This window comes from Acaryochloris marina S15, from assembly GCF_018336915.1.
In the GTDB taxonomy this organism is placed as follows: Bacteria; Cyanobacteriota; Cyanobacteriia; order Thermosynechococcales; family Thermosynechococcaceae; genus Acaryochloris; species Acaryochloris marina_A.
This window is the reverse complement of sequence record NZ_CP064924.1, coordinates 172,391-184,759: the sequence shown is the minus strand read 5'-3', so window position 1 is coordinate 184,759 and position 12,369 is coordinate 172,391. Positions and strand designations below refer to the sequence as shown.

Genomic DNA, 12,369 nt, shown 5'->3' with positions numbered 1-12,369 from the left:
CCGAATATCCCCAGATTTGATTGATATGTTCTTAGTGGGGATTTCCTCAGAGTCCCTTTTCTCTATGATGTGGAACTTCTTAACTTTATACCCCCTGGCTGTGCTGTGCTATGGGGGGTTTTTTGCTGCCCTTGTTCTTGGCGAGGACTAGGCAGTTTTGGCCTTTGTAGCTTGGTCACTATTTTTCTGTAATTTTTTCATGGCTTTGTTGATGATTTGTCGAACCCGTTCCCGGCTGACGCCAAGCTGTTGACCAATCTCATTCATTGTCTTAGGTTCACCGTCTTCTAGTCCGTACCGCTGGCTGACAATAAACTGCTCGCGTTTATCTAGATGCACCATTAATCGAGAGAGTTCATCATTCATCTGTAGTGACTCTATGTAGGGTGCTGGACCATTTTTTTCTTGGATTAAGTCAATGAGTGAATCTTTTTGTTGTTCCCCCACGAGCTTATCGAGAGACGCTACTTTTTGGAACAGTTGTAGCGTTTGCCTTATCACCTCTGGCTTGAGGTCCATCGTCTTTGATAATTCAGCAAGTGTAGGTTCACGTCCGAGCTGTTGGGTTAGTTTCTGGTGGTGTTTTCTAATCTTGTTGGCAACATTCCAGTGACGTTCAGGTAAGTGGATGGGGCGAGACTTAAGTTTGATCGCGCGGGTAACCCCTTGCAAAATCCACCAATAAGCATAGGTACTGAAGCGACAGCCCTGAGCCAGGTCAAATTTTTCTACTGCTCTACTCAATCCAATGCTGCCTTCTTGGATCAAGTCCATCAGGGGTAAACCTCGATTCTGATGTTTTTTGGCAATAGAGACAACCAAGCGTAGGTTGCATTCGATCATCCGTTGCTTGGCTCTGAGGTTCCCCGCTTTGGCTTGTCTGGCAAGTTCGATTTCTTCTTCATGGGATAGGAGTGGGTAACGGCCCCTACGGTGTACACACAAGTCTGAATTAGACTGTAAGAGAGCCGTATAGAGCATCCTCATAGATATGGAAAATCCTATTCTGGTGCACGAAGAACTGATTGATGGAACTACTTTTGGAGACCTTCGTTTGCTCAAAAGGGGGCTTCATTATTCGATGCCATTAATCACCATCAGAGTGTCAGCATCCGTCAAATCAGCCAAGGTCGCGCAGAGCAAGTGGGCTACTACCGCTTCTTAGAGAATGAGAATGTGTCTATATCTGAGTTGGTCAAAAGCCTCAGTGACCACTGCCAGCAACAGGTAGAAGAGCGACATATTTTAGCGATCAGTGACACTAGTGAGATCAACTTGCAGTCTCATTCTGGACGCATCAAAACAGAAGAATTGGGTGTCGTCGGTAATGATCGTGATGTGGGCTTTTTTATTCACCCCACCCTAGCCTTAGATGCAGCTACTGGTTTCCCGCTAGGATTGAGCACTGTTCAACTATGGACTCGTGACCCGAATCGTCCAACGGTCAAAGATAGAGGTGGGTATAACAATCTCCCGATTGAAGAGAAAGAATCATTCAAATGGCTAGCATCTGCTGAACGGAGTCAACACTGCCTGAAGATGGGAGGGGCTAGCCTGGTCACTCATATTGGTGACCGAGAATCTGATTTGTATGAGGAATGGGCAACGGTGCCAGATGCGTTCAATCACCTCTTAATCAGGGTTCGTCAAGACCGTCGTCTGCTGGGTCAATCCAAGTCGCTCTATGGGTATCTCAAAGCACAGCGGGCAATAGGGTATACCAAGATTACAGTTGAGTACGAATCTCGTACTCAGCGGATGGCTAGGGATGCAAAGCTACTCATCCGTTGCACTCCAGTCAAAATTCGTTAGTGTCCCTATTTATTCGCCACGGTTTTTGAGGCGATCATGCTTGGCATGATCCCTACGAGAGACGAGAAAGAAAATCGCTAAACAGCTCTCCTCATTTGGGAAAGCACCAATTTCGTCAGCCTTGGTTCGGAATTTCCGGAACAGCCTTTCTAGCGCATTGGAAGTACGAATCAGCGAATGAAGGGATTCATCAAAATCATAGAAACTCAAGGTCAGGGCAAAATCTTTGATGAAGGTTCTAACAGCATCGGGTTCAAGGTCTGTCCATTTCTGTGCAAACACGAGCAACGTCACAATCGCTTCTTCCCAGTCTGGCGCTTTATAGATAGCATAGGCATCGTGTTTAATTTGTGAATATCGCAGCTTCTTTGCTTCAGAGTGGGAGAGTTCTTGTCCTTGAGCATCCAGGTGTGGCAATTGCTCATAGCCCAAATGCCGGAGCATCGCTCGAACCTTGTGGGTAATGCATCGTTGATGTTGTGCGAGGGGAAACAGAGCGCGAATTACCTTAGGTAGTCCAGTGGTGCCATCACTGACAATCAGCTTCACCAAATGGGTTTGCAATCCTCGGTGCCGCAGGTGCTCAAAGAACAGTAGCCAGGCTGCCTCAGATTCTTGGACAGCCATTTCGTAATGAAGAACGGTTTGTGTCCCATCTGGCCATATCGCCATGGCCACTAAGATGACTCGGTCTTCCGCACGACGTAGCTTCCGGATATGTCCAGCTTGGTCTTCCCAAAAGTCTTCGGAGGCGCATTGAACACTCGCCCACACTCCATCAACAATCAGAATAAAAGGGGTTTTCTCAAGACGAGTTTGACGACTTTGGAGCATTTGCTTCTGAGCTTTGAGAGTAATCCGGTTAATGGCATTCACGGATAAAACTGCTCCCAGGATCTCATAGAGAGCTTCTTGCAAGTCTCGAAGCGATAAACCCATGACATACAAGCCCAGGCAAAACTCTAGAAGGCTACCGAGGGCTCGTTGGTAACGCTCTAGAATCTTCCACTCTCGGTCTGCATTCCCTTTCCGTAGTTTCGGGACAGATAGTTGAGCAATCCTGCCGTACTGGGTATCAAGAACCCGCTGATAATAGCCTGAACGTCGAGGGCGAGTCCCTTGAAGCTCTGATAGATAAGCTTGGACTTCTTCGTCTAGTGCTGACTCTACTGCTATCTGGGTAACTCGGTTAGCCTCAAGGCGCAGGGTTGCTTCTAAAGCTTTGTTAATAGAGGCATATGAACTTTGAGACTGGATACGGATAATCTGCTGCTCACGTTGGGAAATGTTCATCAAGGAGTGCTCCGAATTCTCTATTATCAGAGCATTTCAGCTATTCCAGCTCATGGCGAATAAATCAAGACACTAACCAAAATTCAGCAACCTGAGCATTTAAAGGAGTTGGACTATCCACCCAGTATTCAGCTGTATGCCATTGAAGCGATAGAACACAGAACGCCCAAAGGACAGGAACCGATTCATTGGCGCTTACTGACCACCCACACGGTGCAATCCCTTGAGCAAGCACTACAAATACTGGAATGGTACAAATTCAGGTGGAAAATCGAACGGATTTTCGCGGGGCTTAAAAAGATTGGCTTAGATCTCGAATCGACGCAACTCGAATCGGGTGAAGCGATTCAGCGCCTTACCGTTTTAGCCTTATCGGTTGCGGTTCGAACCTTGCAAATGGTGGAAGGCAGAGATAACCCAAAGTGGCCTGCATCTGTCACTTTCACCGATGTACAGCAGGAGTGCTTGCAAAAAATTTTCCCCACTGTTCAAGGCAAAACTAAAAAGCTAAAAAATCCCTATCCGATGAAATCCTTGGCTTGGACAACTTGGATTATTGCTCGTCTGGGCGGATGGTCCGGGTATCAATCCCAAAGACCTCCAGGTACAGCAACTCTAACGCATGGCCTGAAAAGGTTTGAGGTGATGTTCTCTGGCTGGAAACTAGCTCAGGAATGACTTATGTGTACACCGTAGGTAACGGCCCATCTCTTTGAGGTAATAATGAAGACTGTCATGCTTAGTAGCCATCATTGAACCTTGGAAACATCATGGGTAGAGGAATACACCAAAATGCTGGCAATAGAGTTGGAATCTTTTAATTTCTTAAGAAAATTAGACAAATGCGTTACTGCCCAGGCTTAAATCATTGTGTTGAGAATGAAGTTATAACTCTCTCTGGATCTATGTTTTAAGCACAACAGCAATCAATCCGTGATCTTCCGTTGAACAAGAAAGTCTCTGATCAAAAAATTAGTGAATCTGATATTCGAGCAATCTACCATCAAGGTGAGGATGCGGTTGTTGAGCTAGTCACCCGTCTTATCGAGCGGATAGAGCGACTAGAAGAACGTCTTGACAAGGATAGTCGTAACAGTAGTAAACCACCCTCAGGCGATGGCTTTGGGAAGCGGACAAAAAGTCTACGGGGTAAGAGTAAACGCAAAAGTGGTGGGCAAAAAGGTCATCCTGGTAGCACATTGGAGTGGCGTGAGACCGTCGATGCCGTAGTTTTACATCCGGTGACTCAGTGTCAAGAATGTGGTGCCTCTTTAACAGAAGTAGCACCACAACAATATGACCTTAGCCAGGTTCATGAGTTACCCCCCTTGTCACTACAGGTGATTGAGCATCAAGCAGAAGTCAAGTATTGTGAGCACTGCCAAACCTTGAGCCGGGGTGTATTCCCTGCAGATGTCACCAATGTGGTTCAGTATGGCAGTAGCCTTAAAGGCTTGATGGTGTACTTGCTGGACGCTCAACTGTTGCCGTTTGAGCGAACGAGTGACCTGTTGAAAGAAGTTTTTGGTTGCCAGGTTTCTGAAGGAACCCTCTGCAATGCCCGTACAACCTGTGCTCAGAAATTAGAACCGATTGAGGTACAGATCAAAGACGGTATTGAGCAAGCAGCAATAGGGCATTTTGACGAGACAGGGCTGCGGGTGAACAGCAAGCTATGGTGGCTACATGTCGCCTGTACGAGTGGGTTGACCTACTACTTTGTTCATGCCAAACGCGGAAAAGCAGCGATGGACGAAATGGATATTCTGCCGAACTTTACGGGTACCAGCATTCATGATGGTTGGCAGAGTTACGCCACCTATGATTGTGCTCATGGTCTCTGCAATGCTCATCATTTGCGGGAGTTACGCTTTGTCGTTGAGCACTATCAGCAACCTTGGGCTGAAGAGATGATGACGTTGTTGGTGGACATCAAAACTCAGGTAGAGAGTGCTCATGCTGAAGGCTTAAAAGCTCTCAGCACAGAACAAATCGAGATGTTTGAGCAGCGTTACCGAAAAGTATTAGCCGATGGATTCAAGAGTAATCCAATCCTGCCAGTTGATGAAAACGCACCTAAGAAACGAGGCAAGAAAAAACAAAGTACACCGAAAAACCTTCTCGACCGACTGGAGAAGTACCAATCTGCTGTTCTGGCCTTTATGTATGATTTCCAGGTTCCCTTTGATAACAATCAGGCTGAACGGGATATTCGCATGATGAAATTGAAGCAGAAGATCTCAGGTTGCTTCCGCTCGTTGGCGGGTGCCCAGCAGTTCTGCCGTATTCGCGGTTATATTTCGACTTTGAGAAAGCAAGATATCCCTGTACTTGATTCACTTAGAAGTATTTTTGTTGGAACTCCTGTGCTACCAATGCTTCAGCCTGGGCAGTAACACAAATGCTTAACAGGTTTTCTAGGGTTTGGGTGTATAGCAGTATCACAATATTTCACTGAGAGTCCAATAATGATTGAGAGTGATCATTGTCTCCTTGAATTTGGAGAAGTTCACGGATTTGAGGATATAGCCCGCCACATTGTAGTTATAGGCTTCAACACGATCTCGATCTTCGTCTGAAGTAGTTAATACCACCACAGGAATGCTTTTCAAGCCTGGGTCATTTCGCAGAGCTTCTAAGAATTCCAAGCCGTTCATTCTGGGCATATTCAAATCAAGTAAGATCAAACGCCTATAGGCTGGCATAGATGGAGAGCTATTAGATTCTCCTCGTAAAAGAGCTAGGGCTTCTAGGCCATTTTTGGCAATATATAGGGGGTTCAAGATGTTGCCTTTCTTGAATGCTCGCTTGACGTTCATCACGTCAACTTCATCGTCTTCTATCAACAAAATGTTGAGAACTTTCTCTTTCATCTCCTTCTGAGTCAACCTGTAGTCATTATTTTGCTCTAATGAATGAAACGCTTTCCTAAAAACGTTTTTAGCTTACAAGGTTGTTTTTGCAGTTCGTATCTACCAAAAGTAAGATTTCAGAAGCCATTGCGATTTTTATGGTTTGTTTAGATATTTTGTCAGTCTCCCTATCCGTATTAACCCAATTCGTAGACAACCTATTAGGCATGGGGAATAGGTTTAGGGCTGCCTCCCTCATCTGTGAGTAAATTTATTTAGCAGCAGTCATAATGTAAGTGGGTTGTTGGTTTTTGGGGGACTTATGAATACAAGTAGAGAGACGACACACGATGACGAAATCTTAGCTCTCCGTCAGCAATTGGTCAGCAGCCTCAAATTCCACCATTGTGCAACCCTTCAGAACATTCCATTAGAATCCGCAGTTAGAGCGATGACTGCGGCTTGGGATACTTGTCATCCAGAAGATTTGCCGCAGTATTGCAGTGATACTTCAACAGCAATTATCCCGAAGGAGCAAGTTGCTAAGTCCATCCGGGAAAGCAAATACTTCTCAGGTAGTTAGCCGCAAATCATAGTTGCTCTGTTTTAGTAGGGTGTTAATGCATCGTATGCAAGAAAAATAGATTGATATGCTCGGACGAGAGAATAATTCAGTATAGTTTTATACAATTTTTATAAGGGTTTCAGCGATTTATCCCATAATTGATGCAGACAATAATTTCATATCAATTAGTAGGTGAGCACGATGAGTAAAAAAGGTTTGCTTCATACCGCTTTAATTTGTGGTTCTTTAGTCAGTATGTCAGCCTTGCTAAGCACCACTTCTGCCCGCGCAGGAACACTCGTTACGTGTGGTCCTAATGGTGCTGCGTCCATTGTGAAAATTGTTCCAGCCGGGTGTCGCCATTTGGCCGCAACGTCTGCACCTAATAGTTCTCCCGATAACACTGTAGAAGAATCTCGTTTAGGGTTTGTCTTTAGAGCATTTGTACCTGACGCTCAAGAGACTCGCCCTGTTGCTGTTGAGCAAGAGATAAGTAATACAAAGAACGTTGCTACGCTTCAACAGCGTTAATCTCGCCCGCATATCTTCTTTAGGATCATTGGTTCAACCTGGAGTTCGTTTCCAGTGCTGAGCCAATGATCTGACCCTGTTCTGAAAGCTCATACCATTTGCTAGTGAAGCAATGCGGGGCAATAGTTGCATGAGAAATCCCACACCGGGATATTCCCGCTGGCTTATCCTTCAGGGGCATGGCTCTGTTCACGAGTGCTGGGCACCTCAAATATCTCCCCAGTTCAATCATCTGAGTTTATGTTAGCAACTCTGTTTGAGCAAAATATCTCAGAGTTGGTTTAGCTGGGTTTAGCTGTGGCTGGCCTGTCATCTGCCCCCAGATGCTGATGCCATAATTGGGCCAAGCGCTTGGCCTCATCTAGTTTTTCTGGTCTGACTGAAAATATCCGTTTCGGTCTGCCTCTCGTGGGTGCACTTTGCCAACACGACTGAATCATTCCTTCGTCAGTTAGAAATTCCAGGGCACTGTATAGGACGGTATCTGAGAGTCGATAAGGTGGATGTTCTGCTCTGATATGTTGGATTAAAGCTGTACCGTAAGAATCGCCATTATCAATCAGAATGGACAGAATGTAGCAAACAGCTACTTCCTTGCCAAGATAAACAGGGGGAGGATTTAAAAAATATTGGTATATATCTTGTAATCTCATTAGCCTCTCCTTCTAGGCAAGGATATGCTCTAGTTGGATAAAAAGGTATCTAGAGATATTTGAGTATGTCAGTTGATTGTGAGGATTAACACATGCATTGAGCGTATCAAACATGATTTTTTTCAAAGTTTGATCTGTATAAAAGATAAAGCCGAAGTAATAGTGAATCAGCGTTGGACCGCATGGGTTGATTTGTGAAGCAGGATATAAATAAAGTCTCCTTCCCTTATCTTTTTGTACTTCTGTTCTATTTTTGTTTGGGGCGGTGAGGGTGCTGTTGTAGAAGGCATCGGCGGGAGTCACGACTTTAGCTGTTTCTTTAGTGGTCGCAAGAATCCCAAACTTCGGCCATCACTCGCACAGCTTCTTCTAGGGGTAGACGCTCCAATGTCTTTCTATGATGGAAGTTCAGGCTGATTGCTAGCTGCACCTTCAAGGCAGCAATTTCTGGAGATATATCTGATGTCTGGCTGGTGAAATTCGTCATATAAACCACTAATGCGTCTAGGGGGTATTATTCCCCTTCTAAATGATTTTTATATCTCACCTCACTGTTTTGGGTGTGCTTGGCTTCATAATTCCCCCAGATTTAATTTGTATTTTGGAGATGGAGTTACTGTGCTAACTCCTCATACCTATGACGTGAATAAGGATATACCTACCCCTGGATTTCAGGGGTTTTTTGCTGTCCTGGCCCTGGCGAGGGACTGGGGGGTAGATATTGATATCACAGGTTCTTCAATTTGTTGCGTTAGCATCAAACTATAGTCAAAGTAGCATTGCTGCATGATGAGGCATACAAGGAGGTAAAGTTATGTTTGTTTTCTGGCCTCCTGATAAGTATCTTCTGGTTGAAATTGGGATTGTCGGCTTTTTCATATTGCGGTGGTGGATATTCAAGTCCCTCCTACTTCCCTAGATTCTTCAAAAATATTGTTTGTGTTTGCTCAGGAATAACTGCATTTCTAGGAGCAATTTTTGGGTCGCAATTTTATGCACTCATTTCTGGGATGAGCAAATATAGGGCTGGCAACATTTTCAATCAGTTCTGCTAGTGATGACCTAATTGTGAAAGGTGAGAGGATGTTGGCAATAAACTCTCTACTGATAAGCATGATGGTTTTAGTGCCGTCAATTATATCTACCTTAACTATCGTTTTAAGCACAGCTATTCCCTCTCAGGCTTCTGCGCTGGAAAAGCTTAGTAACGGTGACTATCAGTTCTGTAGCCAAATCGATCCCAAGGATGGGCGAGACGGCGCGGGTGTCTGCTTTAACTTTGTTAAACAGGGTGATCGCGTGGATGGATATTATGGCTACCCTCATTCCGGGACGTTTGTTTGTGTTCGAGGCCGAATGGAACAAGAGCAAATTGTTGGTCATGGGTTATTAATTACTTGGCCCGGTCATCCTGGACCTCCTATCGTACCGTCACAATATAAATGGCAGTTAGATATTCACTTAACCCTTAGCAATGGCTATCTGGTCCGTAGCAGAAAGGAACAACGTGGACGAGTTGATTGGATACAGTAAGGCTGTTTTGAATATTGATGGTTTTCATCAATATTCCACCGTAAAAATGCGTCCACCCTCACAACTATGTAAGTTGGGTGAACCTTAAGGGGGGTGTCGTCCAACGCTCAGTGTATTGGCAGCTCTAGCAAGCTGTCTAGTAATTTATACTCTCAATCCAAACATATCAGGAGTGCTCTACTTGCTAACAACTATTGCTGAGTAAGCGAAGTGGTGAGGTGATGTTTAAGATGGATATATAGCAATCTGAAATCAATCGTGAGATGTAGAGAGGCTGAAATCTTTACCAGTATCCATTTAGGTTGAATATAATTCTCACAACTCACGTCAGATCGCTATATTACAGGTATAGAAATAGTTCAAGCTAAAGTAAACAGAATACGAACCAAACTGACAATCCTCACAAGATCCTCATCCTATAGATCTACATTTTTAAAGCAATTTCAGGTATAACCTTGATCTCTAACTAACTCATAATTAAACTTGTTGACAGCTAAAATCTTTATAATTCAATTATTTTGATATAGATTTTTGTAAACAGAATAATAATATTAATCCTTGCATATTGGCATATAAAATTTATTTGTATAATAAATGATTGAAAAATATATTAAAAGTAGATAATTTCAATATATCTATTATTAATATTGAGCTTTTATGATTACTTGAGTCATATTGAGTCAACTTGTTAGTGGAATCAATCTATTAGGCTATTTCATTGAATTTAATGTGGTGTTTTTCTGGAGGATAGAGTCATGCAAGGAATCTTAGAGAAGCCAGATATCAGCAAAGAGACGTCTCAAGGATTGCGTTGTCGCTATGCTAATCAAACTTCTAACTTTCAAATTATTCGTATTGTAGAGCTGCCTAATTTCTTCTTTGAACGTGTAGTTTGCCCTGGTCAACAGCTTGTATTTGAAGCAAATTTAGATTCTCAGCTTGAGGTGCATTCTGGTTCACTCATCAGTTCAGTTCTATCTGACACTATTCCTTGCTGTCGCCTAGCTTTGGAACGGATAAAAGCAAAGTCTAACAGAGATTTAGATAAGTACTTTTCTCATAAGGTAACAAATGACAGTGTGTTGGTGTAAATAGCTTTAGAGTGACTTTTATCGGTCTATGGGGCAATGGAGTGATGGTTCATCAATTCTCTCCTAATTAGGCTTCAAGATTTCCACAGATTTGAATGATAGGTTTTGGATGGAGTTATTGGATTAATTTCATCTGCCTATGACTTAAATAAACCGCAATATTTACCCTTGAATCTACTGCGGTACTTCAGGGGTTCTTTTTTGCCTTGGACCTAGTGAGGGGGATTGGTCATGAAAAACTGGCAGCTCGACTAAGATGTCTGCCAGCGAGTCGTAACTAGGGTGGTCAGCATTCTGACCATGCTACCCAGTTTATCAACCTTCCTGGTTATTTTGAGTTTAAGGGTATTATGCCCCTAAGTTGTCTTAAGTCTTTCCCCTGTCTGTCTCCTGGTATCTCTGGGTTGTTTGGTATCGATATTTGCGATTCCATGATAGGTCAGCGAAAGAAAAACTGGCAGCTCTACAAAGGTGCTAGCCAGTTGATTTGTACGTGGATAAGAAGTGAGGTATTTGAGTAGGAAAATCATGTGTTTCTCCACTCTATCAATCATTGATTTCCTCTCTCCTCTCCGGTTTCGATTGGTATTGCCCCATCAGTTTAATATTAATTTTCATCGGTTAACGCGAGAAATGGCTGAAATGTTATGCAGGCTTGGCGTTTTTCTCTAGCTTCTTCATGATTCTTTTGAGGAGAGATCGGATACCTTCGTAGCTCAATCCAATCTGTTGACCAATTTCTTTCATTGTTTTGGGCTGACCATCCTCTAGACCATATCTCTGGCTGATAATAAACTGTTCTCGTTCATCCAGATGGGCGATTAATCGAGAGATTTCATCATCAAGTTGTAGTGACTCCATGTAAGGTATGGGTGCATCCTCTTTTTGAATCAAGTCGATAAGAGTACTTGTTTGTTGTTCACCTACGAGTTGATCGAGAGAAGACACTTTTTGGAATAGTTTCAGTGTCTGTCGGATCACATCTGGATTGAGGTTTATTGTCTGTGATAACTCAGTAAGCGAGGGTTCTCTTCCAAGTTGATGAGTTAGCTTTTGGTGACACTTCTTTATTCTGTTGTCAACAGCCCAGTAATGCCCAGGCACGTAGATCAGGCGTGATTTAGTTTTTATCGCTTGGGTAACCCCTTGTAAGATCCACCAATATGCATAGGTGCTGAAGTGATTGCCCTGAGTTAGATCGAACTTTTCTACAGCTCTGTTCAGTCCGATATTACCTTCTTGGATTAGGTCCAACAGGGGTAACCCTCGGTTCTGGTGTTTCTTGGCGATTGAGACGACCAGACGCAAATTGGAGACAATCATCCTCTTTTTGGCTTGAAGATTTCCAGCTTTCACTTGTCTGGCAAGTTCGATTTCTTCTTCTGAAGATAGAAGAGGATAGCGACCCATCTCATTTAGATAGGAATGGAGACTGTCTGGAGTAGTAATCATCATCGATCCTCACGAGCATTGCCGTTATGAGGTCGTCCCCCCAATGCTAGCAATCAAGCGATTATCTCGTTGATGCTCAGGAAAAAGATGTCGACATGAAGAAGCTGGCAGATGCTCAGAACTATCTGCCAGCTTAGTTGTTGGAATGAGGTTAAGTCTTAGCGATGTTCTTAGTCTATCAGCCGTTGACCTTCTCCTTGAAGACCTTGCCCGCACTGAAAGCAGGGACCCTTGTTGCAGGGATTTTGAGCTTTTTCCCTGTCTGTGGATTGCGCCCGTCCTTGGCCTTGCGGTCCCTGGCCTCAAAGCTGCCGAAGCCCACCAGAATGACCTTTTCGCCAGAGCTGACAGTCTCGATGATGATGTCTGTTAGTGCCGTGAGGATGGTATCGGCCTGTTTCTTTGTGACTTCAGTATTTTCAGCAATCTCGTCTACTAACTCGCCTTTGTTCATGGTCTTGCCTCAAAGTGCTTATGAGCATTGTATAGCAGGGATTGTAGGATTTATTTGGGAACCTGGCAATATCAATGGGCCATAGACGTATGTTGGAAATAACTCCCTCTGTTTTTGCCATGTAGTGAAGTTA

The 12,369-nt window shown here is 43.8% G+C and carries 14 protein-coding genes and 1 pseudogene; 7 read left to right on the top strand and 8 right to left on the bottom strand.

The features are described from left to right. Positions 1–147: 147 nt before the first annotated feature. Positions 148–981: a sigma-70 family RNA polymerase sigma factor gene (locus tag I1H34_RS27890; protein ID WP_212666710.1), complete on the bottom strand. Its 834-nt coding sequence runs from the start codon at positions 979–981 to the stop codon at positions 148–150. A 162-nt stretch (positions 982–1,143) separates the two neighbouring features. Between I1H34_RS27890 and I1H34_RS27885 the strand changes: the two genes are divergently transcribed. Beyond that, complete coding sequence (locus tag I1H34_RS27885) at positions 1,144–1,812, top strand: IS4 family transposase (RefSeq protein WP_283250069.1); 669 nt, start codon at positions 1,144–1,146, stop codon at positions 1,810–1,812. A gap of 9 nt (positions 1,813–1,821) precedes the next feature. Here the strand turns inward: I1H34_RS27885 and I1H34_RS27880 are convergent, their stop codons facing one another. After that, positions 1,822–3,105, bottom strand: a complete 1,284-nt coding sequence (locus I1H34_RS27880; protein ID WP_212661567.1) for an IS256 family transposase — start codon at positions 3,103–3,105, stop codon at positions 1,822–1,824. 69 nt (positions 3,106–3,174) lie between these two features. Between I1H34_RS27880 and I1H34_RS27875 the strand changes: the two are divergent. Together I1H34_RS27875 and tnpC are read left to right on the top strand one after the other, a co-directional pair. Continuing rightward, positions 3,175–3,783: pseudogene (locus I1H34_RS27875) on the top strand (transposase); the annotation flags it as partial. 293 nt (positions 3,784–4,076) lie between these two features. After that, entirely contained in the window at positions 4,077–5,501 is a 1,425-nt protein-coding gene (tnpC, locus tag I1H34_RS27870) for an IS66 family transposase (protein WP_212661627.1), read from the top strand. A 45-nt stretch (positions 5,502–5,546) separates the two neighbouring features. On the opposite strand, the gene I1H34_RS27865 is transcribed toward tnpC, so the two are convergent. After that, complete coding sequence (locus I1H34_RS27865; protein ID WP_212666609.1) at positions 5,547–5,978, bottom strand: response regulator; 432 nt, start codon at positions 5,976–5,978, stop codon at positions 5,547–5,549. Between the two features lie 301 nt (positions 5,979–6,279). Here I1H34_RS27865 and I1H34_RS27860 point away from each other — a divergent pair, with 301 nt between their 5' ends. Further along, positions 6,280–6,540 (top strand): hypothetical protein, encoded by a 261-nt coding sequence (locus I1H34_RS27860; protein ID WP_212666608.1) that lies wholly within the window; start codon positions 6,280–6,282, stop codon positions 6,538–6,540. 183 nt (positions 6,541–6,723) lie between these two features. Then, positions 6,724–7,053, top strand: coding sequence for a hypothetical protein (locus I1H34_RS27855; protein ID WP_212666607.1), 330 nt, complete (start codon positions 6,724–6,726; stop codon positions 7,051–7,053). Positions 7,054–7,334: 281 nt separating this feature from the next. On the opposite strand, the gene I1H34_RS27850 is transcribed toward I1H34_RS27855, so the two are convergent. The 3 genes from I1H34_RS27850 to I1H34_RS27840 are packed head-to-tail and all read right to left on the bottom strand — an operon-like array spanning position 7,335 to position 8,193. Beyond that, positions 7,335–7,706, bottom strand: a complete 372-nt coding sequence (locus I1H34_RS27850) for a PadR family transcriptional regulator (RefSeq protein ID WP_212666606.1) — start codon at positions 7,704–7,706, stop codon at positions 7,335–7,337. Between the two features lie 12 nt (positions 7,707–7,718). Then, positions 7,719–8,009, bottom strand: a complete 291-nt coding sequence (locus I1H34_RS27845; protein WP_212666605.1) for a hypothetical protein — start codon at positions 8,007–8,009, stop codon at positions 7,719–7,721. A 16-nt stretch (positions 8,010–8,025) separates the two neighbouring features. Next, positions 8,026–8,193 (bottom strand): hypothetical protein, encoded by a 168-nt coding sequence (locus I1H34_RS27840; RefSeq protein ID WP_212666604.1) that lies wholly within the window; start codon positions 8,191–8,193, stop codon positions 8,026–8,028. 638 nt (positions 8,194–8,831) lie between these two features. Here I1H34_RS27840 and I1H34_RS27835 point away from each other — a divergent pair. Together I1H34_RS27835 and I1H34_RS27830 are read left to right on the top strand one after the other, a co-directional pair. Beyond that, positions 8,832–9,239, top strand: coding sequence for a hypothetical protein (locus tag I1H34_RS27835; protein ID WP_249370255.1), 408 nt, complete (start codon positions 8,832–8,834; stop codon positions 9,237–9,239). A 755-nt stretch (positions 9,240–9,994) separates the two neighbouring features. Beyond that, positions 9,995–10,330, top strand: coding sequence for a DUF1830 domain-containing protein (locus I1H34_RS27830; RefSeq protein ID WP_212666603.1), 336 nt, complete (start codon positions 9,995–9,997; stop codon positions 10,328–10,330). A 645-nt stretch (positions 10,331–10,975) separates the two neighbouring features. Here I1H34_RS27830 and I1H34_RS27825 read toward each other — a convergent pair. Together I1H34_RS27825 and I1H34_RS27820 are read right to left on the bottom strand one after the other, a co-directional pair. Continuing rightward, entirely contained in the window at positions 10,976–11,782 is an 807-nt protein-coding gene (locus I1H34_RS27825) for a sigma-70 family RNA polymerase sigma factor (RefSeq protein ID WP_212666709.1), read from the bottom strand. Positions 11,783–11,960: 178 nt separating this feature from the next. After that, a complete protein-coding gene (locus I1H34_RS27820; RefSeq protein WP_212666602.1) occupies positions 11,961–12,236 on the bottom strand; it encodes an HU family DNA-binding protein in 276 nt (91 codons plus the stop codon). Between the last annotated feature and the right edge of the window lie 133 nt (positions 12,237–12,369).